This is a genomic window from Sedimentitalea nanhaiensis DSM 24252 (assembly GCF_000473225.1).
GTDB lineage: Bacteria > Pseudomonadota > Alphaproteobacteria > Rhodobacterales > Rhodobacteraceae > Sedimentitalea > Sedimentitalea nanhaiensis.
The window spans coordinates 3,894,877-3,918,351 of sequence record NZ_KI421509.1 but is presented as its reverse complement, the minus strand read 5'-3'; the positions used below and the strand labels follow the sequence as shown (position 1 = coordinate 3,918,351).

The following is a 23,475-nucleotide window of genomic DNA, read 5'->3' as shown; positions in this document are numbered from 1 at the left end:
AACCTAGCAACCGGACGCTGGCAAGCGAACCGCGATCTTAGTACCAGGCGCTGAACCCAGCGCCTGTTCCCGGGGCACGGGGCTGATCAGGGCGATTTCGCCGTTCTGGGTCTCGATCACCCAGCGGGTCAAGGCCAGTCCGAGGCCAAAACCCTGCGCCCTGCCATCGCCGCCCTGAACGAAGCGATCAAAGACACCGGCCTGATCCGCCTTTTCTATCCCGGGGCCGTTGTCGATGATCGCGATGCCGGGGCACCGCGCGTCGCCTGCCGGGCGCACATGTATTCGACCGCCGGATCGGGCGTGCCGGATTGCGTTGCGGATCAGGCCGACGATCACCTGCCGCATCCAGTTCGGGTCGCACAGAACCCTGGATGCTGGAAGGGCCTCGGCGCGCAGTTGTATGCCGGCATTGTCGATTTCCGACCGTGTTTCTTCGATCGCTTCGGCCGTGATCGCGGCAAGATCCGCGACGCGATAGTCCAGAGCCAGTTGCCCACTCTCCGACCGCGCCACCCGCAACAGGTCGTCGATCCTCTGGCTCATCCGTGCTGCGCGGCCCCGTATTGTTGCTAGGGCTGCAGCCGGTTCGGTGGCGCCTTGCGCACCCAATTGCGCCTCCATCAGGATCACCGTCAGCGGCGTGCGCAGTTCATGGCTGACATCGGCAAAAAATTTACGCCGGTTCTCGTCGATCTCGGACAGTGCCTCATTGGCCGTGCGCAATTCCTTTGTACGCAGCGCAATGGTGTCATTCAGCCGCTCCCACTCGGCCTGAACGGCGGCTTGGCGATCCGACAGCGCCGCCGCCATCTGGTTGGTCGCCTCGTAAAGCTGACCGATTTCATCGCCCCGCGTTGTCGGCAGATCAACAGCAAAATCGGCGTCCCGGATTTGTTCGGCGGCAGCGTGTAGCCTGTCCAGACGGATGAACTGGGGCCGGATCAACAAGAGATAAAAGGCCAGCACCATCAGAATGGCCAACAATGCAATCCCGATAGCGGCCCAGGTCAGCGTGCTGCGCAATTGTTCGATGCCCGAAAGGATATCGTTGCGCAGGCGTCGTTCGGTGTTGACCGCATGGTTCAGCAGCGGATCGAAGGCGGCGGCAAAGGTGTCGATTTGTGCCCTCAGACGAGCGCGGTCAATCGTGTCTGTGTCCAGCCCGATCAGGGTATTCTGAAACAGCGCCTGCATCCGCGCCAAACCCAGCGACTGGGTGCCCAGCCGTGACCGGGCATCCAAGCGCGAAATCTGAACCGTCGCCACAGCCCGTTCCAGATCCGAATTCAACAGTGCAAAGGTTCCGATGATGTTGTCGGCAACCGGCTTCAACCGTTCGCTGCGCTCGGACCTGGGAAGGCCGGTCTGCACCGCTTCGGTGGCGATCACCAGAAAGGTCGAGACCTGCGTGGACAGGACAGAGTATCGCGCCATGCGTGTCTCGGCCGCGAGCGCTGTCTCGAGGTGGTCGGCAATGCGCGTCATGCCGAAGAACAGAATGGCGGCGGCAAAACACGCCCCCAATCCCAGCATCGCCGCACCGATCCCGAGTCGCATTTTCAGGAACATCGTATTGCCCGCCCCCGTTCAGACCTACCCGCGCATGATTTGCGGAATTTGCTGAAATGCCAAGGAAAACCACATAATTCCGACAAAACGGGCCGTAGAAGGTGCAAAACGCGACTTCTGGTGGGAGTTATGTTAATATCAATAGGTATACTTAAGTTGTATTGACAGGAGTTTGTAATGATTGAACTGGTTTTTGTCGCCTGCATCGTATCAGCCAAACAGGATTGTCGCGAACATAGTTTGGTCTATCTGGACATCACTCCGATGGTCTGCCTGATGGCCGCGCAACCCGAGCTTGCGAAATGGGTGCAGACTCATCCCGCGCACCGGATCAAGAGTTGGAAATGCCGGGGGCTGGAAAACGCCGAGCGCGACGCCTGACCGTTCACGCGCTGCGGCGTTTCATCATCCCGCGCGCTGGATCGTAGCCCCAGACAGCAATGGCACTCAACACGATGGTGCTGACCACGACCCAGGCCAGCGCGCCCATATTGAGCTGCGCATACAGCAGGAACCGCACCAGCTCGACCACATGGGTAAATGGATTGGCGGCACAGATGTTGCGCAACAAAGGTGAACTTTCGGCCATTTTCCACAGCGGGTAAAGCGCGGAAGACAAAAAGAACATTGGAAAGATGACGAAATTCATCACGCCGGCAAAATTCTCGAGTTGGCGGACGAAACTGGACAGAACCAGCCCAAGTGCCCCCAACATCAGCCCGCCCAGGATCAAACCCGGCAGCACGGTAACATAGCCAAGCGCTGGCATGGTGATGTCGAACAGCGCCGCGATGGCCAGAAAAGCATAGACTTGCAGGACGGATATGACGGTTGACCCCAGCAGGCGGCAGAACAACAGCCACCAGCGCGGAAAGGGGCTGGTCAGGAGCAGGCGCATCGATCCCATTTCGCGATCATACACCAGGCTCAGTGAGCTTTGCATGCCATTGAACAGAAGGATCATCGCGCACAGGCCCGGCACGATATAGACCTCGTAGGTAATATAGGTTTGATAAGGCGGGATAATAGACAGGCCCAGTGCGGCGCGAAACCCGGCGGCAAAGATAAACAGCCACACCAAGGGCCGTACCAGCGCAGCGATGAACCGTTCGCGTTGATGGATATAGCGCAGAAATTCGCGGCCGACGATGGCCCGTAGCACGCCCCACCAACCGCTCATGCCGCAGCACCGGTGTGCGACAGAAACCAGTCTGAAAGGGAGCTGGTTCCGCGGATGGCTCCTGCTTGGCCGTCGGCCAGGATTGCGCCCTGATGCAGGACAAGCAAATGGTCGCTGTCGCGCACCTCGTCGGTCAGATGCGTGGTCCACAGCACGCACAGCCCCTGATCGGCCAGGTCATGTACATGCGCCGTGATCGCGGCGCGTGCGGCAGCATCCAGACCCACGGTCGGTTCGTCCAGCAACAACACCTTCGGCTCATGCAACAGCGCACGGGCCAATTCCATCCGGCGCCGATGCCCGCCATTCAGATCGCGTGCCTTTTCATGTGCCCTTTCGCGCATGTCCAGCCGCTCCAACGCCGCGTCGATGCGCTGCGATACAATGTTTCGCGGCAAGCCGTGCAGAGCAGCGAAATAGCTTAGATTCTGCCACACGGTCAGGTTCAGATCCAGCGTCGGTTGCTGAAACACCACGCCCAGAGCGGCCAGTGCCGCGCGCGGTTTGCGTTGCAAATCATATCCGGCGATGTGGATCGCCCCATCGGGTGACACCAGCAGCCGTGTCAGCAGGGAAACCAGTGTCGATTTACCTGCACCGTTGGGGCCAAGCAACGCACAGAAGGTGCCGGCGGGCACTTCAAAGGACACGTTTTCCAACGCCTGTTTCGGCCCAAATCGGAATTCCAACCCGCTGACGGACAGTCCCGAACTCATTGGACGCGGAAAAATCTTGAAGGTTTCGACATCGCGCCAGACCTGCTCCGCTTGTTTTCAATCCGTCGTCTTTTGGCACAGGCCGCATGGTTTTCTTCGAACCAGCCTGCCCGGTTTCCCGACGGGCCACAAGACCGGCGTGCCAAACCCGTCATGCGGGCAACTGCGCGGGCATGCCCTGCAACCGCAATACCCGGTCGGCCAGTTGCTGAGCTTCGGCGGCGGAATGGGTCACGAACAGGGTTGCCAGACCCGTTTCGGCAATCAGCGCTTCGGTCAGATTGATCATCTCGGCCGCCGTTTCCGCATCCAGCGATACAAAGGGTTCGTCCATGATCAGTAATTCCGGGTGCCCCGCAAACGCCCGCGCCAGGGACAGGCGGCGCCGCTGCCCCAGGGACAACTGCCCCGGAAATGCCGATTCTCTGCCCCCCAAACCGACCCGCACCAACGCGGCAGCGGCCTTTGTGCGATCCAATTCCGGATGCACCAACAGCAAGTTGTCCAAAGCGGACCGCCACGGCAGCAGCGTGGGTTCCTGAAACACCATCGCCAAGGCGTCGGGGCGTTGAACCTGGCCCTGAAAATCGGTGTCGATGCCCGCCACAATGCGCAGGATCGTAGTCTTGCCAATACCCGATGGCCCGACCAGCGCCACGGTTTCACCGGCGGCGATGTTGAAATGCACCTGACCCAGCACGGGTTTACCATTGAAATATTTGGCATCTATGGCAACCCGGATCATGCGTTGCGCCAACGGCGAACCCGCCGCTCCCATGGTTGCAGGAGGACCCATTCCACCAACAGCATCACGCCGATGAACGACAGCGCATAGACCAACACCATCGTTACGTCGAACAGCTGAAAATATAAGTGGATCTGAAATCCGACTCCTGAGGATCGACCCAGAAACTCAACCACCAAAACGATTTTCCAGATCACGGCCACACCCGAACGCGCCGCAGCCGCAACAAAGGGCGCAAGCTGCGGCAGCACCACATGGCGTAGCCGGACCCAAGCGGGCAAGCGATAGACCCGGGCCATCGCATCCAGCTCGGGGTCCAACGCCCGCGCGCCTTCACGCACGACCGTGGCCACGTTCGGGATCTTGTTCAGCGTGACAGCCAGGATCGCTGCGGTCTCGGTCAGTCCGATCCACAGATAGCACAGCACGATCAGCACCAGTGCGGGCAGATTCAGAAAGATCACCAGCCAAGGATCGAGCCAGCGATCAACGCGCGGAAACCGCCCCATGACCAGGCCCAGGATCAGGCCAAAGGTCATCGCCAGTACAAAGGCCCAAAATACCCGGCGCAGCGTCGAGCCGAGATGATACAGCAACTCTCCGGAAGCCAATTCCTGACGCATGGGCGCAATCAACTGGAACGGGCCGGGCAGGATTTGCGGATCCGCAGTCAGTGCGGCGGCAATCATCCAGACCAGTCCCAACGCCGCAATCGACAGCGGCGTCGTGAACTGCCCTTTGTTGCGGAATCGGGTGCCGGTCACTTGACGTCCGCGAACAGGCCATCGGGCACTGTTGTTGCCTGCCCGACCAAATCCACTCCGCCCAACCGGCTCATCAGCGCCAGAATCCTATCGACTTCGTTTCGATCCACCGGGCCGCGCGCGGGAATTCCGGCCAGCCAATCCACCTTTAACTGCTCAAATTCGGTGTCGGACCCGGAATTCATGCGTGGGCGGATCGCCTCCCAGGCGTCATCGGATGTGGCCAGGTACTGCTTGGCATCGCGGCTGGCGTCGTAAAACGATTGAGCCAACCCAGGGTGTTGCGCCAGATAGCTACCTTTGAAGTAGTACCCCAACAGTGGCGTATCCGGATCCAGCCCCAACGCGATACTGGCCTCTTGTACCGAAAGCAGTTGCCGCATGCCATTGGCTTTCATCTTGGCAAGAAAATGCCAGAAGTTGACTGCCCCGGCCAAATCGCCTCTCTGTGCCGATTTGTAGATCAGCGGTGGGGCACCAAACACCTGCTGCGTTTGTGCCTTCAGGTCCAGCCCGTATTGTTGCTGTGCATAGGCCCGCAGGATCAGCCAGGACTTGTCCAGCGGCCCCCCGGCGATGCCGATCTTGCCCCCGGCCAGATCCTGCAACGTCCCGGCGGGGCTGTCGTTTGGCACCACCACGCCTCCGACGGCGCGCGAATAGGGAATGAACACATAGTCCTTGCCTGCTGCCCGCTGTCGCGCCACCCAGATCCAGTCGGCCACGGCCATGTCCGCCGCGCCACCTTCGACCGCCAACCGGGTCGCCCCGTTGTCGGCATAGGGCAGAACGGTCAGTTCGAACCCGTGTTTGCGGTCCAGCCCGTTTTGCAGGATCGTCTCCAGTTCCCAATTTACCGTACCGATCTGCAGAACCGCCGCGCGCAGCTGGGGCAGGTCTTGCGCCCGGATCGCCCCGACAAGTGCCAGCAATATTAGGAACGAAGTGGCCAAAGCCTTCATGGTTTTCTTTCTGATCACGGCCTTGTCACCCGGCGTCACTCGGCGCGGCGAGAGACCTCGTTAAGATGGGTGTCCAGCAAGATGTCGAACTGATCGCCGCCCTCACAGATCACATCGTCCAGATCATATCCGTCCTCTTCTATCTCGATGTCATCGGGGTCCATCTGGCATTTCATCTCGGCCAGCTTCGCCTCGATCCGGGCGACAATCTCATCGCTGGGCCGGTCTTCATCGGCGATTGCAGGCGCCGCTACGATCAGAGACATGATCAGGGCAAAGGTCTGTTTCATCTGATTGTCCTCAGTTTATTGAATACTGATGGTGATCTGCTGGGACTCGCCGGTCGATCCGGGAATCCGTACGATGTGACGCCCGGGCTTGATCGCTATGAACGACAACTCGACCGTACCGGCCTTGTCGAATTCGATGCTATCGATGGCCATGGGGCGAATTTCGATCTTGTTGATCACAATTTCATTCATCCAGATTGCGCGAAAGAATGACGGGCCTTCAATCGCCAGTTCAGCGGACCCATCTGCGGTGATCTCAAGCTTGTAGTATGCGCCCGATTGCAAGGTAATATCTTCACCCAAAGCTTGCCCCGAAGCGAGTGTGAGAGGAATGGTTTCACCCCGGTTGCACTTGGCGAGCAGGCCGGCAAACCCCAAGTCGGCGCACAGTGGCGCAGCCAGCGCCGAATTCGAAAATAAACATGCAATAACAGTAAGTAAAAGCCTTTTCCTCATCTTCTTTTTCCTTTTCAATCGATGATCGCCACACCCCAGGGCTGTTGCCCGACCTGAACGGATTTGATCGCTTTTTCCTTTTTCACGTCAATCACGGTGATATCGTTGGAGTTTCCGTTGGTGGTCAGCAGGAACTGTTCGTCCGGTGTGAACGACAGTTGCCAGACCCGCTGACCGACAAGGATGTAATCCAGCACTTCGAGAGTTGCGCCATCGACTACCGCCACCCTGTTGGCGGGCCCCAAGGCTACGAACACACGGCGACCGTCATGGGTGATCTTGACGCCGACAGGTTGCAGCCATTCCGGCAGAACCCCGGGCACCGCGAATTTGATCTTGCCGATAACACTTGGGGTGCCGTCCGGGGCGATATCCATCGCCGTGACTGTGCCGCCGATTTCCGAGCTGACAAACAGACGGGTGCCATCCGCGGTGTATTGGGCATATCTCGGGCGCTGATCGACCAACACATTGTGCTTGATCTGGTAGTCCCCGGTCGAGATGAAATGCGCCATGTTGGTCGTCTCGGAAGTATTGACCACAAACTTTGCATCCGGGCTGATCGCCATGCCTTCCGGTTCGACCCCAACCGGCACCTCGGCAAGGATCGCATGGGTTTCGGTGTCGGTCACAGTGACCAGGTTGTCGTCTTCGTTGGCAATGAACAGCGGATTTCCCGACGGGTGCAGCACGAACAGTTCCGGGTCGGGACCGGACGGCAAGGTATAGATCTCCTTGTATGTTTCAGTGTCAAAAACCCGCACGATATTGTCATCCGAAGCACAGACATAAAGCAGTTTACCATCGGGACTGACAGTAATGCCGCGCGGACGGTTGCCGCCGAAGAATTCGGCAATCACTTCCCAACTGTCTGTGTCCACCACCGTGATCGTATTGCCGCGCTCGTTGGAGACAAAAGCCTTGCCCGCCAGCGCCGGGGCGAGGCCAAGGACGCTTAGGGCAATGGAGGTGATTATTGTTGCTTTCATGTGCCTCTCCGGATCAATTGAATGATCTGCATCCGGATTCCGGGGCGTCGAGCCCGAGGGAATCCAGCGCCGACCGCTGGTGCAAAAAGCCCTCCTGCGGGCTGACGCTGACGGTGATTTGACCGTCATACAGCAGGATTGGCTGCCGCAACTGACCATTCCAAGAACGAAACGTCACCTTCTGTCCCTTGAAGGCAGCGAGTTCGAAGGCGTCCGACAGCACATAGTTTCGTATACCGTCCGGGTCGGCGGTGTTCGCGCGGGTCACCGCCTCGCCAACCACGCGCAGGGCCAGCCAGACATTGTAATCCTCGGGCTTTACATAGCGACCGGCCAGCGCCTCGAACCGGGTCTGGAACTGGGTCGCGCCCCAGGCTTCGTGCGCGCCGTGAAACGTCACCGGGCGCAGCCCGGCCGATCCCATCACGGGGCGCGGTGTCCACAGGTGGTACGACAGGTAACGGGCAAAAAAGTCGGACGCATCCGCCGCAACCACCATGTCATGCGCGGGCGCCCCCTGGGTAAACGTGGGCAGTTGGCGTTGGACCAGAACATGGCCAGAATCGGTGCGTCGCGTGCCGCCGGTGTCTTCGAATACCCGATCTTGGACGATCCTGGCCCCGAATTTCACCGCCGCCTTGCGATAGGCCTCCGCCAGCTTTACGTCCGCCGGGTTAGATCCAGAGATCAAGAGCCATTCGGGCCATTTCTTCCAAATGGCAAACTGTCCGACTGCATCTGCCATCATCGCATTCGAAGGCGCGATATGCAGCAGGTTGGGGCGGCATTGTTCGTCCCGCAATGCCGTGTCCGGGGCGCTGACATTGAACACCAGCGCGCCCGCTTCTGCGGCGCGGTCGGTCAGGCGCAGAAGATCCGCCTCATCGGCCAGAAGGGCCACAATCCGGATGCCATCCGACAGGATCTGCGCGAGCGCGGCGTCGGCCGCATCGGGTGTCACGGCAATTGTACGGGTTTCATAGCTGTGCCCCAAGAAGCCGCCGGTTGTGCCGTTATCCTCGTCCGCCAGAATGGCCCCGGCAAACCCTATATCATCGGCGCGCAGATCGTAGCGGCTGATTGGCAGCAGGCGGGGATAGTCGATACGCAGGACGGCTGTCTTGACCTCCAACCCCACGGACGCCGTGGCCAGGACACACAGAAACAGACCCGCCATGAGCGGAGCAAACATTTTCGACAACGAGACCTCCCTCGCCCGGGCGCAGTCGCCGGGCCATCTCTGAACAGTGGTCAAATCCGGATTGCAATTGGAACCGATACTTTTGGCCGTGTTTCGCAAACAGAGTAGCAGCTTCACGATAGGGCTCGATTCTTATTTTTTAAGAACGGCCTTATGCGACTGACTTTGTTTGCTTTTGAGCGCGCCAGCACGTCGGGCAATGGGGCCGAAATCGGAGGAACGATGAAAAGACGCCTATTTCTGATAACAACTTCCGCCGCTTTGCTGCCTGCTCTTGCGCTGGCGCACGGACCGACTCGACAAAAAGTCACAATGACCGCCGAAGTCGCCGCCGATCCCGCCCAAGTCTGGGCCGCGATCGGAAACTTTCAGGATATGAGCTGGCATCCGGCGGTGTTCTCGACCAAGGGCGACGGAGCAAATCAGATCGACGCGACCCGCCTTTTGACTTTGGGTCAAGACGGCGGACCGACCATCTCCGAGGCGCTGTACAAATACAGTGACGACAAGATGAGCTATTCCTACCGTATCATCGATGTGAAGGTCGAAGTGCTGCCGGTGACGAACTATTCCTCGCATCTGACGGTCAAGCCGCGCGAGGGCGGCGGGGCGCTGATCGAGTGGCGCGGGGCGTTTTACCGGGGCTATCCCAACAACGATCCGCCAGAAGAACTGAACGACGAGGCCGCCGTGGCGGCCGTGACCGGGATCTATCAGGCCGGTCTGGATGCGCTGGTCGATCGCTTTGGCGCGCCGGGGTCCTGAAGCCGTACTGATCCTGACTTTGACCGCCGCGGCCCCCGCTGCGGCGGAGTTGGCTTATGTGACTTGTCAGAACGGCGAGGAGCTGAGCGTTCTTGACCTTGACACCGGACAGGAAGCCGCCCGCTGGCCGGTGCCGGGAAAACCGGCAGGTGTGGCGGTGACAACCGCCGGCAACATCTACACGGTTTCGCCCGACAGCAAGACCGTGCGCCGCATGTCCACGGCAACCGGCACTGTTCTGGCAAGCGCTGTCCTGGATGGCGGCCCCATTGGTGCGGCATATGACCCCGCGCGCAATCGGCTGTTCGTTTCGGATTGGTACAATGCGCGCGTCTGGGCCCTGGATGGCGACACCCTGGCGCATACGGCCGAGTTGCAGACGGGCGCTGCCCCTGCGGGACTGGCACTGTCCGGTGACGGGCAGTATCTTGCCTCGGCTGATAGGGACGCCAACCAGGTCTCGATTTTTGACGCCGGCACCCTTGGATTGCTGTATCGCGTTACCGTGGGCGAACGCCCCTTTGGTTTGCGTTTCGCCCCGGACGGGCGGCTGTTTGTGGCCAATGTCGGAACCAATGATCTCAGCATCGTCGATGCCGCCCTGGGCCGTATCACCGCCACGGTTCCTGTGGGCGACCGGCCCTATGGGGTGGCCTTCGCCAGCGGTCGGGCCTTTGTGACCAACCAGTACGAAGACACGGTCAGCGTGATCGCGCTGGACGGGCTGACAGACGAGGGCAAGATCGATGTCGGCGAATACCCCGAAGGCATTGACGCCACCGCCGATGGCAGCGCCGTCGCGGTTGCCAACTGGTTCGACAATACGATCACTGTGATCGACGCGCACAGCCTGTCCGTGCTAAGACAGGCAGACACCTGCGACGGCCCTCGGGCCTTTGGCAGATTTCTTCTGGGAGGAGGAAACCAATGACACATATCGGCCTTGGTGCGGCGCTATTGTGCGCCACATCCCTGCCCGCCTTTGCCGGCGAGTCCTGGGATGCGGTCCGGGCGCAGCTGTTTGCTGACCGGGTATTGCTAGACGGCGCGGGGGTGATTGCCATAGATGCTCCCTATCGCACGCCCGACGATGCCCGTACGGACATTGCGGGCCAGGTCCGGGCACCCGATGGGTTGCGCGTGGGCAAGGTCACGCTGATTCTGGACGAAAACCCGATGCCGGTGTCCGCTGTGTTTGAATTGCAGAACCCACAATCGCGGTTCTTTTTCGATGTCACTATGCGGGTGAACGGGGCAACGCCGCTGCATGTGGTGGCCGAAACCACCGACGGGCGGTTATGGGTGTCCGAGGGATTTATCAAAACCTCGGGCCAAGGTGCGTGTTCCGCCCCTCCCGGTACGGATCCCGAACTGGCGCTGGCCAATTTGGGGCGGATCGATTTACAGATGGGCACCGGCGTTCCGGGTCTGTCCGCCAGCACACTGGACAGTCTGACCGCGCGGCTCAGCCGATTGGACGTCGATATTTCCCACCCCTCGCACTCGGGGATGCAGATGGATCAGATCTCGCTCTTGTTTATTCCTATGCGGTATGTCGAAACGGTGGGTATTGATCTGGACGGGGCCGGATATGTCGACATGACGGGGTCCATTTCATTGTCGGAGAACCCCCGTGTGGGGCTGTCCGTGCCGGGTGGAACCCGATCGGTCGATGTGACGATGACCGATACCGATGGCACTGTCAGCACGGCGCACAAGCGGGTCGCCGGGTATTGATGTCACTGCGGCTGCGGCTCTTCCGGTTCAACTCGTTGTAGCGGATAATCCCACAGGGCCCAGCCATCGGTCCCCTCGGGTAGCCAATAGACCTGTGCATAGCCCCATTCGATCGCACGTTTCGCGGCGTTCCAGCTCATCCAGCAATCTTCAAGGCAGAAAAACAACACCGGATGGTCCGTGTCTCCACCTGTTATCCGGTCCAGCCCGTCGCGAAAATACTGGGCGGTTACGTCGGCGATTGCGCCATAGCCCACATTGGGCAACCAGATCGCGCGGGGAATGCTGTCGCGGGGTTTGTCGCGCCAGATCGTGCCCTTGGGCAGGTTCGGCGGTTTCGGTGCCTGGGGCAGGACGTCGACAAAGCCCACCTCGCCCGATTGCCACAATATATATGCCTGTTCAGGGCCGACGACTGTGGCTCCCGCCAGTGTTTGGGGCACCGGGGCGCGGTAATGATCCATTCGATAGGCATCGGGTTCTGACACCGTCTGTGCAGTCAACACCAGCGGCAGGATCGCAATAACGATCACTGCCAGCGCCTGTTTCAATTCGATACCTCCTTCATCTCGGTGCCCAGGTCCGAAACCTGCGGCACGCCAGCTTCGGCGAGCAATGAATTGATTTCACTCTGATTTCGGCGAATTATGGAATTCAACTTTCGCTGCCAGACCTTTTCGCCTTGCCGCACGCCCATCGTGATCCTGTAAAACAGTTTAGGCGGTAATTTCTCGTGGATCAGCGGAATGACCGTGAATTGCGGATAATCCGTTTTGACCAATGGCCCACCCATCGGTCCCCACAGAATGGCCGCATCAATCTGCCCTTTGGCCAAATCGTTCAACATGTCTGTTCCCGGGCTTTCGTGACGGCGGTCCACGAACAGGTTATAGCTTTGGGCCTGTCCGATCAGACCGTTGCGGGCCATATGCGCCGCCGGCGGTGTCCCGGCAATGATGCCTATCCGCCGTCCTTCCAGGGCCGGGTCGTCCAATGCCCGCACCGCTGCCAGATCGCCATCCGTGGGTACAATCAGGGTATAGACCGACGTCAGATAATGGTTGGTGTTCAGAACCAACTCGTGGCCCTGCGCATAGGCCATAACCACATCGCATTTTTTGGCCTTCAGGGTGTTCCGGATGAACCCGGTGGCCATTGGATACCAAGTGTATTGCACCGGCAACTCCAGCTTGGCTGCCACCAGTTCGGCCAGCTTGTTTTCATATCCCGAACCATCCTTGGACGACATCGGAAAATTCGCCGGGTCCGCGCAGACCCGCAGCGCCGTCTTTGACACCAGATCCGAAGTCTGCGCCATCGGTGCGGCCGTTGTCAGCCCCAACATAAACGCTGCCGCGACTAGGTATCTATCCCAGACAGGCATTTTCATCTTCGCGAATGACATCCGATTTCGGTTCTTTTTTGCCCGGGCGTCCGCGCGGTATGGCATCGGTACCCCGTGCTTTAAGATAGACATATATATCATTGATATAACACATTACATTTGGATTATCTCCAAGCGCCGGCATGACAGAGTTATCGGCCGCATCCACCCGCTTACGCCCGTTGGTCACCACGTCGATGAAATCGTAATAATCCATATCGATGGCGGATTTTTTCAACGCCGGAGCATAGCTCGACCCTTCGCCTTCGGGGCCGTGGCAAACGTGGCATTCAGAGTGATAACGTCGGAATCCGGAATAGCTGGGCCAATCGATGGTGCCATCCTCGGCCACATTGTAGGTGGGGATGTCGTCTTCGGTAAAATACCGTCCATCTTCGCTGTAGGCTACAGCGATGTTGTCGGGCTTGGCCTCGTCATCGCCTTGCGCCATTGCCATCTGCCCCAGTCCCAGTCCCAGAACAACAACCGCCGCCAGCAGAACTCTTAATTTTTTCATTATTTGACCTCTGGTTTCCAAGTATGAGCTGGCGCAGATCGCATTGCGCCAGCCCACATTTCTACAGGTCTCAGTCCCGATCAGTTGGGCAGAGCAAAGACGGTCAGTTGACCCCCCAGCGCGGTATAGTCGCTGAGCGCGGCATAGCCGCCCACGGCACCCAAACCATCGTTCGGATTGGTCAATCCAGCCGCCAGACCAATTCCGGCCCAGCCACCAACACCCGACAGGATGCCGATGTATTGCTTGCCGCCATGCTCATAGGTCATCACGTTGCCGATGATCCCGGATGGGGTCTTGAATTTGTACAATTCTTCACCGGTTTCCGCATTCACCGCCTTCAGATAACCTTCGAGCGTACCGTAGAATACCACGTCGCCAGCAGTCGCCAAAGGACCGGACCAGACCGAGAACTGCTCGGGGATCGACCACTTGATTTCACCTTTGGTGTTGTCCCAGGCGATGAAGTTGCCCATGCCGCCATGGCTGTCCGGCGCAGGGTACATTGCCAGAGTCGCGCCGACATAGGGTTGACCCGCCGTGTAGCTGACACGGAACGGCTCATAGTCCATGCAGACGTGGTTGGTCGGCACATACATCAGCTCGGTCTTGGGCGAATACGCCGCCGGCTGTTGGTCTTTCGACCCCAGCGCCGCCGGGCAAATGCCAGTCGAGTTCACGTCTTCGCCATTCTGTTCGGTCGAGTACTGTGCCACGACTGCGGGACGACCATAGGTTTCGCTGGCCGGATCCATGTCCACACCGGTGGTCCAGTTCACCGTCGGATCGAATTTTTCTGCCACCAGCAGTTCGCCGGTCACGCGGTCCATGGTATAGCCCAGACCATTGCGGTCGAAATGGGTTAGCAGCTTGCGTGCCTGGCCATCAATTTCCTGCTCCGTCAGGATCATTTCATTGATACCGTCGTAGTCCCATTCGTCATGCGGGGTCATCTGATAGACCCACTTGGCCATGCCCGTGTCGATGTCACGCGCCATAATGGTCATGGACCAGCGATTGTCGCCAGGGCGTTGTCCCGGGTTCCAGGTCGAAGGGTTCCCGGTACCGTAGTACATCAGGTTCTCTTCCAGATCTGCTGAGTACCAGCCCCAGGTAGTGCCGCCGCCGATCATCCACTGATCGCCTTCCCAGGTGTTTGTGCCCGAGTCCGCACCAACCGGCTTGCCTAGATGGGTGGTCTTTTCCGGGTCCATCAGGATGTCGGAATCCGGACCCATCGAATACGCACGCCAAACCTGTTCGCCAGAGTTCATGTCATAAGCTGTCACCGACCCACGCACGCCGAACTCGCCGCCCGAGATCCCGACAATGACCTTGTCCTTGACTGGCAGAACGGTCGCTGTGTTGGTCTCGCCGATGGACGCATCGCCATTCTGGGCTTCCCAGACGACATCGCCGGTCTTGGCGTCCAACGCCACGACCTTGGTATCGGCCTGGTGCAGGAAAATCTTGCCCTCGGCATAGGCCACGCCACGGTTGACGGTGTCACAGCACATCACCGGAATCACATCCGGGTCCTGTTTGGGTTCGTATTTCCAGATGATCCGGCCCTCATTGGCCAAATCCAGCGCATAGACGATGTTCGGGAACGGCGTATGTACATACATCGTATCGCCGATGACCAGTGGCGAGCCCTCATGACCCCGCAAAACACCGGTCGAGAACGTCCAGGCCACCTGCAGGTCGCCCACATTCTCGGCATTGATCTGATCCAGCGCAGAATAGCGCTGGTTCTTGTAATCGCCCGTCTGGATTGCCCATTGCTTGGAATTATCCATCTGGGAAACGAGATCGTCATTCGCAACCGCTATCGAGGCGACACAAAGGGCAATCCCGGAAGTCAAAAGCGTTAGCTTTTTCATTTTAGCTCCTCCCGTTGGTGCGGCCGTCTGGCCGCGGTGTCGGCGGTGGGTCCGATGTCGGACCCACCGCCATTTTCTGCCTTCAACGCCGGGTGTTGGACCCGAATGTTCAGACAATTCGGTGTGCTGCGGCCCGGCTCCGACGGGGCGGCCCGCAATTCGAAATTCAATGCCGCAGTTCCGGGATCCCCGGAACCGTTTGCAAACAGAATGATGCCATTCTTGCGATGCCCTCCTCCCAAAGGTTTCGCTCAGAGCAACCGCTCCGCGTGCCAGGCGACATGGTCGCTGGCAAAGGTGTTCACAAAGAAATACGAATGGTCATAGCCGCGTTGCATACGGACCTGCCCGGGTTGGCGGCGGCGCGCCATCATGTCGGCCAGCGCCTCGGGCTTAAGCAGGTCGAGAAACTGATCGCTGGCACCCTGATCGACCAGAATATCGCCCTTCCAGCCATACTCTTCCAGCAGCAACGTCGAATCGTGTCCGGCCCAGGCGGTCTCATCGTCGCCCAGATAGGCGCTGAGCTGTTTGCGACCCCAATCCGATTGCGTCGGTTGCGCGATCGGCGCAAAGGCCGAGAGCGACTCGAACAAAGCTTCATTGCGCAACGCGATAGTGATCGCCCCGTGGCCGCCCATCGAATGGCCGGTAATCCCGTGCTTGTCTTGCACCGACAGATGCTCTGTCACCAGGTTGCGCAATTCGGTCACCACATAGTCATACATTCGGAAATGCGATTTCCATGGATCGCGGGTGGCATTGACATAAAACCCCGCACCCTGCCCCAGATCATAGGCCTCGTCGTCTGACACCGTGGTTCCGCGTGGCGAAGTATCGGGAAAAATCACCGCCAACCCGTGCCGGGCCGCATGTTGCTGAAAACCGCCTTTGGTCATCGCATTCTCATGCGTGCAGGTCAGGCCTGACAGATACCACAGCACCGGCACCGGACCATGCCTGGCCTGAGGTGGCAGATAGGCACCAAAGGTCATGTCACAGCCGCAGGTTTCCGACCTGTGGGTATAGACCGTCTGGCATCCGCCAAAGCTATAATTCTCGGACACGATCTCCATCGTTTTCCTCAATACTCGACGACGGCGCGGATGGATTTGCCCTGGTGCATGAGCTCGAAGCCTTCGTTGATCTGATCCAGCGAGAGTTTGTGGGTGATCATCGGGTCGATTTCGATCTTGCCGTCCATGTACCAGTCCACGATCCGGGGGACATCGGTGCGGCCGCGCGCGCCGCCAAACGCGGTGCCGCGCCAGGACCGTCCGGTGACCAGCTGGAACGGACGGGTAGAGATTTCCGCGCCTGCAGGGGCGACGCCGATGATGATGCTTTCACCCCATCCCTTGTGTGCGGCCTCGAGCGCAGTGCGCATCACGCCGACGTTGCCGGTGGCGTCAAAGGTGTAATCCGCGCCGCCCCTGGTCAGCTCGACCAGATGCGCCACCAGATCGCCATCGACCTTGGACGGGTTGACGAAATCGGTCATGCCGAACCGCGTGGCCATATCGACCTTGCCGTCGTTCAGGTCGACGCCGACGATCTGGTCCGCCCCCGCCAGCCGCAGGCCCTGGATCACGTTCAGACCGATGCCGCCAAGGCCGAACACGATGGCGCGCGACCCGATCTCTACCTTGGCGGTGTTGATCACGGCGCCAATGCCGGTGGTCACGCCGCAGCCGATGTAACAGATTTTGTCGAACGGCGCGTCGCGGCGCACCTTGGCCAGCGCGATTTCCGGCACAACCGTGTGGTTGGCAAAGGTCGAGCAGCCCATGTAGTGGTGGATCGGGGTGCCGTCCAGCATCGAGAACCGGGTCGAGCCGTCGGGCAAAAGCCCCGCGCCCTGGGTGCTGCGGATCGCCTGGCACAGGTTGGTTTTCGGGTTCAGGCAATATTCGCATTCGCGGCATTCCGGCGTGTAGAGCGGGATGACGTGGTCGCCGACCTCAAGCGTGGTGACGCCCTCGCCGATCTCGATCACGACGCCGGCGCCCTCGTGGCCCAGGATGGCGGGAAAGATCCCCTCGGGGTCGTCGCCCGAGCGGGTGAATTCGTCGGTGTGGCACAGGCCGGTGGCCTTGATCTCGACCAGAACCTCGCCAGCGCGCGGGCCGTCCAGATTTACTTCCATGATCTCAAGTGGTTTGCCGGCCTCAACCGCCACCGCTGCTCGCGTCCGCATCTTTAGTGCTCTCTCCCCTGACGGTTCTCAACTGGAACCCCTTGTCCTAATCCGAGTATGAATGAGGCCGGGTTCAGAACAACTAAGACAATGGTGGGTATTCGCCCGCATAGACTTGCGAGACCGCCTCGGACATAGTTCAGGCACTGAGGGGAATGCTGATGCTGCCATACAAACTCAATGCTCTGACGCTGGCCCTTGCCGGGCTGGCCACACTTGGTCATGCCGCCGATTATGCCGATCCGACCTGGCCCTGCGTGCAACGCAAGGTGGGACAACTGTCGATCGGACTGATGTGGCCCCTGCCCGTACAGTCGCAGGTGGAGACATCGGATCCTGGCACCCAGCGCGATGTTGCCGAGTTGGCACAGACTCTGGCGTTGCGCCGGGTAGATCTGGAACAGATGCAGCCCCGGATCGCCGCATTTGCCGCGAAATACGATGGCGATCCACAGGTTCTAGGCGGGGTTTTTGTCGCTGTCTTCGACATCCTGTCGACTCGCCGTATGCGCATTATCGACGGGATTGGCGATTTTTCTCTCAGCCAGATTGGGCTGGCCGAACAGATCGAAACAACCCGGAACGATATGGATCGCCTGCTGGCCGCTGACGAACCCGATTTCGACCGGGTCGACAAGCTTGAAGAAAAACTGGACTGGGATCAGGTAATCTATTCTGACCGTCAAAAGTCGATCGCCTATCTGTGCGAAACCCCTGTGCTGCTTGAACGCCGCCTGTTCGAAATTGCCCGGATGCTGCAAGAGCTGGTGCGGGAACAGGGCTGAACCATCATTCCCACTCCAATTCCGTAAAGGCGACAGTCGCATTACGCGGGTTGTAGGCATCAAACAGTTGCCATTGCTTGGCTTCGCTATCGGCAATATGGGTGATCGCCTCGCCCAGACGTTCGCCTGAGGCTATCGCCGCGCGGGTGTCGGATTCGAGCGTCTTCAGATAGCGCTGCATGTCGCTGGCCGATACAGGCCAAGGCAGGATCGGCCCCCCGTGACCGGGCACAATCCGACTGGCCCCAAGCGCGATCATCTCGTCCAAAACCGCCTGCCACCCCAGTAACGCGCCATCCAGTGCAGGGGTATGGCGGTGAAAGACCAGATCACCCGTAAACAGGATGCCAGAGTCGCGGTCCAGCACGGTGAGATCGTTGCCCGTATGCGCCATTGGCCAGGCGCGCAGATCCAGCACCCGGCCGCCCAGGTCGATCTCGGCGGTCTGCGAGACGGTCTGTGCGATCTGTACCGCCTCTGTCCCGAGGAAAGACCCCGCGCCGATCAGTTGTTCCAGACTTTCCAGATAATTGGCCTGCCGGTCGGCCAAGGCCCGGTTCAGGTTGACATGGCCCACGGCTAATGCCCCGCCTTGAACCAAGGGGGACGCACCAAGGACATGATCCGGGTGCATGTGGGTCAGAATTACATGGCTGATGGGTTTATCCGTCCGGCTGCGGATCGCCCGCCAGATTCCTTCGCCGATCCAGCGCGCGCTTCCGGTGTCGATTACCGCAACGCTATCGGCGCCGATGATAAAGCCAATGTTGGCGACATCGCCCAGGTTGGCATCATCCGGCTCGGCGATCTCGCCCATATGGACAAAGACGCCGGGCGCGACTTCGTCAAAGTGCAGCACCGGTCCAGTCGGCTGGCAAGTGGGATCCCCGGTCTGAGCGGCCAGCTCGGGCGGGTGCGCTTGCAGTGCCTCCAGACAAGCCGCCTGTGTCGGGGCTTCGTAGCCCGGCAACAACTGGTCCCGGCACGGTGCGCCTGCCAGGCTCATACACAGAGTTAAAACCGCTTCGAACATCGTGTCGCCTCCGCCGCCATAGTGTCACACGCTATTGTGTTCCGCTATCAACCTAAGGTCGCGGTATAATGCGATGTTGAAATGTGGCATAAGGCCCGAAACCCCATGCAGGAGGAGATGGCATGGCCAGACATTTTCGGAACGCTGTGGCGTTTGTGTTGTTGACGGCGACCCCGGTCTGGGCCACCGAAGCGGTCAATAACCCGCTGACCGATAGCGACACCTGGCAAGAGTTGCGCGGCGATATTGTGGGCGAGGTGCCGATTGGCAATGGCGATGCGATGTTGCAGGTCGATGCGCCCTATCGTGCCCATGACGCGGCAACGGTACCGGTGGTGCTGCGCCAGATCGACCCCGGTATACAGATCACGCGTGCGACTGTGGTGATTGACGAGAACCCGGCACCGGTTGCCGCCGAGTTCACGTTTTCCGAAGCGATGGCACCGCTGGAGTTCGAACTGCGCGTGCGTGTCAATCAATATTCCAATCTGCGGGTGATCACCGAAACCCCCGACGGGCTGCAGATGGCGGGGCGATATATAAAGGCATCTGGCGGCTGTTCTGCGCCGGCCACACGGGATCCTGAGGTCGCATTGGCGTCGATGGGCCAGATGAAGCTGCGCATGTTCGGTGAACCGGCGCAGATGTCGACGCCACGGCGCGAGGCCCAGATCATGATACGCCACCCCAATTATTCCGGGCTGCAGCGCGATCAAATCACGCAACTGTTCATCCCTGCGCATTTCATCGATCATCTCGAAGTCTGGCAAGGCGAGGATCTGTTGTTCTCGATGGATGGCGGGATCTCGATTTCTGAAAACCCGGTGTTCCGCTTTACCTACACCGACAACGGGGCAACCGACCTGACGGTGAAAGCGACCGACACGGATGGAAATCGGTTCGAAAAATCCCTGCCCAAGGCAGCGGCCAGCTGAGGCAGGCTTCGGGCCGTTCAGAAACAGATAATCTCGGCTTCGGCCTGTGCGCGGCGCAGGTCGGCGACGGGTGTTTGCGCCGCTACAGCGCTGTTAAAGACCGCCATGCGCTCGCCTCCCACCCGGCGCATAGACAGCACCGTTTCCGCCTGCACATACCGCTCATAGGGCAGGATCGAGGCGATCTCGTCAATTGAACAGGCACAGCGTTCCAGCATCAGGCGGCTTTGCCCATTGGTTGCCATGCAGGCAAAGACATAGTCCGCCCGTGCGGCTGTGGGATAGTCATTCAGCCGTTCGGCGACGCTTTGGGCCCAAGCCCCGCCAGGGAGGCTGACCAAGGTCGCGATCACAAAGGCCAGATGTTTCATTGTACGGCTTCCAACCGGTCAAACTGCAGTTCCAAGAGGTACGTCGGGGCACCCTTTCCGGTCGGGTTCGGTGCCTCTGCAACCAGGCTCAGGTACCAGCCCGGAACGGCATCGGACATGGAAACTCTCAACTCCAGATCGTCAAAACCCTGCATCCGGTCCCGGTTCGGGTCGTCGGCAAAAGGGCGCAGACGCACTGTCTGTACGGAGATTGTCCGCCCCTCGTACTGGGATTGAGTGGTTTTCACCTCGCCTTGTTCGGTCAGGATCTCTTTTACACGGTTACGGATATAGAATGGGCTGCCACCCGCACTTGCGGCCATGTCGCGGATCACCGTTTCATAGAAATACATGATCATTGGATTACCGACGCTGGCCGGAAACCGCCCCAGCGAACGATGTTTGGCTTCTTGACGAAAATCAAGTTCCGCCATTGCAGGTTCGCCCGGTTTGACCACCAGCGCGACATCGCCAGTGCCGCGTGTGGCCGCCTGATCGTCCAGCGCGTTCCGCACCCGACGGCTATAGATCAATTCGGTGCCCCGTTCGATCCGGTCAAGCGTTCCAGTACGGAAGAGAAGATCGTAGGTCTTTGTTTCCGCGGCAGAACTGGCGGTCAGTGACCCAACCAGCACCATAGCGGACAGCGTCAGCATCAGCGTTTTCAACATCCTGAATCCTTCCGGCCTCCAGCTTAGCCCTGTTCTCGGGACTGTCATGGGCGACTTTTGTCTATGCCTGCTCCTGTGTGTCTTCAACACCGTTGGCTTTGGACGGAGGCCAGCGGATTTTCCAATCGATCAGGGCACGAAGGCGCGACAGCCGTACCGGTTTGGGCATGACGGAAAAGTCGTTCCTGACCCCCGTGCGACGCAATACCTCGCTGCGGTCGGCGGTGATCATGATCGCCGGTATCCGCGTTCCGGTCTCCTCGCGGAGCGCGGCGATGGCCCGCACCCCGTCGTCGCTATCGCTTAGCTGGTAATCCGCCAGGATGATGTCCGGGGCCATGCCCATATCGCGCACGTAGGCCAGCGCTTCTTGTGTCGATTGCGCGGCCAGAACCGATGCGCCCCAGCGTTCCAGCCGTTGCGCGGTGGCAAACAGCACATCCGCGTCATTTTCGATCAGCATCACGATGTGATTCAGCGGCAAGTCCCCTGCTTCCCCGGCCAGCACATCGGGATCCGGTTCCATCCGGTGACCTTCGACCACGTCCATTTCGATGCTGAACACCGACCCGGTGCCCGGTTTGGATCGCACCCAAAGCCGGTGTCCCAAATGTCGGCAGGCACGTTCGACCACCGACAGACCCAGGCCCATACCCGACCCCAGGGGAACGTTGGGCGCGCGGGTGAACTCTTCGAAGATGCGTTGTTGGTCTTTGAGCGCGATGCCGATGCCGGTGTCCCAGACCTGTAAAATGACTTTTTGCCCGTGACGCCGACACCCGACCAGAACCCGCCCTCCCGGATGGGTGTACTGGATCGCGTTCACCACCAGGTTCTGCACCGACCGCAGCAAATAGACCGGATCCGAGCGCACGGATACCGAACAGGGAACCATGCAGAGCCGCACGTTTTTTTGTTCCGCGACCGTGGATTGATCGGCATTGATCCCTTCTATCAATGAGCCCAGATCGACCACCGAAGGCGTCACGGCATCTGCCTCGGCGCTGTCGAGCCGTGAAATGTCCAACAACGAATGCAGCAGCTGCTCGGTAGATTCGAAAGCGCCATTCAACCGCTCGACCGTGGGCAGCAGATCGGTGTCATGCGCAGATTCCTTTAGCGTGGAAATCAACAGCTTTGCGGCGTTGATTGGCTGCAAAAGGTCGTGACTGGCAGCCGCCAGGAACCGGGTCTTGGACGAGACTGCCGCCTCGGCGCGCTCCTTGGCCAGCCGCAGGGCTTCTTCGACGCGGGCCTTTTCGTCAAATTGCTCGGTCAGCCGCAGGTTCGCGCGGGTCAACTCGGCGGTGCGTTCCAGCACCCGATTTTCCAGCAGTTCCGTGGCGCGATGTTCCAAGGTCACGTCCTTGAGTTCGACCAACAATCCGCCGTCTGGCAACGCGTTTGCCTGCACTTCCAGCATCCGGCCTGCACCGTGGCGGACCCGTTTGCGCACCCAACCCTGATCCCTGAGCTGCTGCCGCCACGAGTCGGCCCGCAGCATCGCATCGTTCCCGATCAGCGCATGGGTCCGCATGAATTCCAGCAGCCGCTGCAAGGTTGCGCCCTTGCGCAGAACCGTTACCGGAACCCCCAGGATCTGCCGGAACCGGTCGTTTTGCATCATCACTTCGCCATCTGCGGAAAAGGTGCAGACGCCCGAAGTCATGTTCTGAAACACCGCCTGCAGATAGTCTGCTTGCCGCCCAATCAGGTTTTCCTTTTCCGCCCGGTTTTGCCGCACGATAGAGGTTATTTCGGTCAGCAAGAGCACGATGCTGTCCGACCCGGTCCGTTGCACGCTCATCTGATACCAGCGGTCGCTGGTCAGCTCGATCAGCAACGACACCATTGAGGTCCCCCCGGTTCCCGCCATCAAGGTCGATACCGAAGCGCTCAGCTTGCCGTCGATGGAAACCAGATGAGCACTTTGGGGCAGCAGATCGATATAGGCTGGCAAGGGCAGACCCGGCACCACCTGCGGCGACACATCCGGCAGCAAGGCGCGGAACAATTCGTTGCAGATATCCAGTTGCCCATCGGTGAACAGGGCAAACCCCTCTTCCATTGACGACAGCGCATCGGCCAGGTTCTTGCGAGACCGCTCGCGTTCATAACGCGCGCTTTCCAGCTCCGTCGCGGCGCGTTCCAGATCCCGGCTTTGAGCGGCAACCTTTTCCTGCAATTCGATGGCGGATTGAAAGGCATTATAGGCCGAAGGGCCGACCTCGGTCTGCCGGTTTGCCCGGCGCACCAGGGCGTCGATGATCTTGGCCTGTTTGGCGATCTGTATGCTAAGCGGGTCGTCCGCGTTGATCATCG

At 59.7% G+C, this 23,475-nt stretch carries 26 protein-coding genes; 6 read left to right on the top strand and 20 right to left on the bottom strand.

The features are described 5' to 3' along the window. Window positions 1-3: 3 nt before the first annotated feature. On the bottom strand, window positions 4-1,572 hold the full coding sequence (locus tag NANH_RS0121415; RefSeq protein ID WP_027263883.1) for a sensor histidine kinase: 1,569 nt from the start codon (window positions 1,570-1,572) through the stop codon (window positions 4-6). Between the two features lie 177 nt (window positions 1,573-1,749). Here NANH_RS0121415 and NANH_RS0121410 point away from each other — a divergent pair, with 177 nt between their 5' ends. Next, on the top strand, window positions 1,750-1,953 hold the full coding sequence (locus tag NANH_RS0121410) for a hypothetical protein (protein WP_027263882.1): 204 nt from the start codon (window positions 1,750-1,752) through the stop codon (window positions 1,951-1,953). 4 nt (window positions 1,954-1,957) lie between these two features. On the opposite strand, the gene NANH_RS0121405 is transcribed toward NANH_RS0121410, so the two are convergent. The 9 genes from NANH_RS0121405 to NANH_RS0121365 form a co-directional block, all read right to left on the bottom strand. Continuing rightward, entirely contained in the window at window positions 1,958-2,752 is a 795-nt protein-coding gene (locus NANH_RS0121405) for an ABC transporter permease (protein WP_027263881.1), read from the bottom strand. Beyond that, window positions 2,749-3,468 (bottom strand): ABC transporter ATP-binding protein, encoded by a 720-nt coding sequence (locus NANH_RS0121400; RefSeq protein ID WP_027263880.1) that lies wholly within the window; start codon window positions 3,466-3,468, stop codon window positions 2,749-2,751. Before NANH_RS0121400 ends, NANH_RS0121405 begins: the two co-directional genes overlap by 4 nt. A gap of 151 nt (window positions 3,469-3,619) precedes the next feature. Further along, window positions 3,620-4,213, bottom strand: coding sequence for an ABC transporter ATP-binding protein (locus tag NANH_RS0121395; protein WP_027263879.1), 594 nt, complete (start codon window positions 4,211-4,213; stop codon window positions 3,620-3,622). After that, window positions 4,210-4,902 carry an ABC transporter permease gene (locus tag NANH_RS0121390; RefSeq protein WP_081710573.1) on the bottom strand — a complete coding sequence of 231 codons (693 nt, stop codon included), beginning with the start codon at window positions 4,900-4,902 and terminating at the stop codon, window positions 4,210-4,212. The genes NANH_RS0121395 and NANH_RS0121390 overlap by 4 nt, the downstream gene beginning before the upstream one ends. A gap of 71 nt (window positions 4,903-4,973) precedes the next feature. Further along, the gene (locus NANH_RS0121385; protein WP_027263877.1) at window positions 4,974-5,939 is read right to left on the bottom strand and encodes an ABC transporter substrate-binding protein; all 966 of its coding nucleotides are present in this window, start codon (window positions 5,937-5,939) and stop codon (window positions 4,974-4,976) included. 35 nt (window positions 5,940-5,974) lie between these two features. Further along, entirely contained in the window at window positions 5,975-6,229 is a 255-nt protein-coding gene (locus tag NANH_RS0121380) for a PepSY domain-containing protein (protein ID WP_027263876.1), read from the bottom strand. 15 nt (window positions 6,230-6,244) lie between these two features. Further along, the gene (locus tag NANH_RS0121375) at window positions 6,245-6,685 is read right to left on the bottom strand and encodes a cupredoxin domain-containing protein (protein ID WP_027263875.1); all 441 of its coding nucleotides are present in this window, start codon (window positions 6,683-6,685) and stop codon (window positions 6,245-6,247) included. A 14-nt stretch (window positions 6,686-6,699) separates the two neighbouring features. Further along, entirely contained in the window at window positions 6,700-7,674 is a 975-nt protein-coding gene (locus NANH_RS0121370) for a YVTN family beta-propeller repeat protein (protein ID WP_027263874.1), read from the bottom strand. Window positions 7,675-7,687: 13 nt separating this feature from the next. Then, complete coding sequence (locus NANH_RS0121365) at window positions 7,688-8,875, bottom strand: ABC transporter substrate-binding protein (protein ID WP_027263873.1); 1,188 nt, start codon at window positions 8,873-8,875, stop codon at window positions 7,688-7,690. Window positions 8,876-9,097: 222 nt separating this feature from the next. Between NANH_RS0121365 and NANH_RS0121360 the strand changes: the two genes are divergently transcribed. Genes NANH_RS0121360 through NANH_RS0121350 form a run of 3 tightly spaced genes read left to right on the top strand, consistent with a single transcriptional unit; the run spans window position 9,098 to window position 11,377 of the window. Next, window positions 9,098-9,640 (top strand): SRPBCC family protein, encoded by a 543-nt coding sequence (locus NANH_RS0121360; RefSeq protein WP_027263872.1) that lies wholly within the window; start codon window positions 9,098-9,100, stop codon window positions 9,638-9,640. Beyond that, window positions 9,603-10,571, top strand: a complete 969-nt coding sequence (locus NANH_RS0121355) for a YncE family protein (RefSeq protein ID WP_036050188.1) — start codon at window positions 9,603-9,605, stop codon at window positions 10,569-10,571. Before NANH_RS0121360 ends, NANH_RS0121355 begins: the two co-directional genes overlap by 38 nt. Beyond that, on the top strand, window positions 10,568-11,377 hold the full coding sequence (locus tag NANH_RS0121350; protein WP_027263870.1) for a quinoprotein dehydrogenase-associated SoxYZ-like carrier: 810 nt from the start codon (window positions 10,568-10,570) through the stop codon (window positions 11,375-11,377). The genes NANH_RS0121355 and NANH_RS0121350 overlap by 4 nt, the downstream gene beginning before the upstream one ends. A 2-nt stretch (window positions 11,378-11,379) precedes the next feature. Here the strand turns inward: NANH_RS0121350 and NANH_RS0121345 are convergent, their stop codons facing one another. The 6 genes from NANH_RS0121345 to NANH_RS0121315 form a co-directional block, all read right to left on the bottom strand. Continuing rightward, a complete protein-coding gene (locus tag NANH_RS0121345; protein WP_027263869.1) occupies window positions 11,380-11,928 on the bottom strand; it encodes a PQQ-dependent catabolism-associated CXXCW motif protein in 549 nt (182 codons plus the stop codon). After that, window positions 11,925-12,722, bottom strand: coding sequence for a substrate-binding domain-containing protein (locus NANH_RS0121340; protein ID WP_245601490.1), 798 nt, complete (start codon window positions 12,720-12,722; stop codon window positions 11,925-11,927). Before NANH_RS0121340 ends, NANH_RS0121345 begins: the two co-directional genes overlap by 4 nt. A gap of 22 nt (window positions 12,723-12,744) precedes the next feature. After that, complete coding sequence (locus NANH_RS0121335; RefSeq protein ID WP_245601541.1) at window positions 12,745-13,218, bottom strand: c-type cytochrome, methanol metabolism-related; 474 nt, start codon at window positions 13,216-13,218, stop codon at window positions 12,745-12,747. A gap of 140 nt (window positions 13,219-13,358) precedes the next feature. Then, entirely contained in the window at window positions 13,359-15,161 is a 1,803-nt protein-coding gene (gene xoxF5, locus NANH_RS0121330) for a lanthanide-dependent methanol dehydrogenase XoxF5 (RefSeq protein ID WP_027263866.1), read from the bottom strand. A gap of 251 nt (window positions 15,162-15,412) precedes the next feature. After that, window positions 15,413-16,237 carry an S-formylglutathione hydrolase gene (fghA, locus tag NANH_RS0121320; protein ID WP_027263864.1) on the bottom strand — a complete coding sequence of 275 codons (825 nt, stop codon included), beginning with the start codon at window positions 16,235-16,237 and terminating at the stop codon, window positions 15,413-15,415. Between the two features lie 8 nt (window positions 16,238-16,245). Further along, the gene (locus NANH_RS0121315; protein ID WP_027262817.1) at window positions 16,246-17,358 is read right to left on the bottom strand and encodes an S-(hydroxymethyl)glutathione dehydrogenase/class III alcohol dehydrogenase; all 1,113 of its coding nucleotides are present in this window, start codon (window positions 17,356-17,358) and stop codon (window positions 16,246-16,248) included. 161 nt (window positions 17,359-17,519) lie between these two features. On the opposite strand from NANH_RS0121315, the gene NANH_RS0121310 reads away from it, so the two are divergent. After that, window positions 17,520-18,143, top strand: coding sequence for a hypothetical protein (locus NANH_RS0121310; protein WP_036051086.1), 624 nt, complete (start codon window positions 17,520-17,522; stop codon window positions 18,141-18,143). 4 nt (window positions 18,144-18,147) lie between these two features. Here the strand turns inward: NANH_RS0121310 and NANH_RS0121305 are convergent, their stop codons facing one another. Then, the gene (locus NANH_RS0121305) at window positions 18,148-19,176 is read right to left on the bottom strand and encodes a quinoprotein relay system zinc metallohydrolase 2 (protein WP_027263862.1); all 1,029 of its coding nucleotides are present in this window, start codon (window positions 19,174-19,176) and stop codon (window positions 18,148-18,150) included. Window positions 19,177-19,298: 122 nt separating this feature from the next. Here NANH_RS0121305 and NANH_RS0121300 point away from each other — a divergent pair, with 122 nt between their 5' ends. Further along, on the top strand, window positions 19,299-20,111 hold the full coding sequence (locus NANH_RS0121300; protein WP_027263861.1) for a quinoprotein dehydrogenase-associated SoxYZ-like carrier: 813 nt from the start codon (window positions 19,299-19,301) through the stop codon (window positions 20,109-20,111). A gap of 17 nt (window positions 20,112-20,128) precedes the next feature. Here NANH_RS0121300 and NANH_RS0121295 read toward each other — a convergent pair whose 3' ends face one another. The 3 genes from NANH_RS0121295 to NANH_RS0121285 form a co-directional block, all read right to left on the bottom strand. Beyond that, entirely contained in the window at window positions 20,129-20,482 is a 354-nt protein-coding gene (locus NANH_RS0121295) for a hypothetical protein (RefSeq protein ID WP_027263860.1), read from the bottom strand. Continuing rightward, window positions 20,479-21,153, bottom strand: a complete 675-nt coding sequence (locus NANH_RS0121290) for a hypothetical protein (protein ID WP_027263859.1) — start codon at window positions 21,151-21,153, stop codon at window positions 20,479-20,481. The genes NANH_RS0121295 and NANH_RS0121290 overlap by 4 nt, the downstream gene beginning before the upstream one ends. Before the next feature lie 61 nt (window positions 21,154-21,214). Continuing rightward, window positions 21,215-23,473: an ATP-binding response regulator gene (locus NANH_RS0121285; RefSeq protein WP_027263858.1), complete on the bottom strand. Its 2,259-nt coding sequence runs from the start codon at window positions 23,471-23,473 to the stop codon at window positions 21,215-21,217. Window positions 23,474-23,475 lie beyond the last annotated feature (2 nt).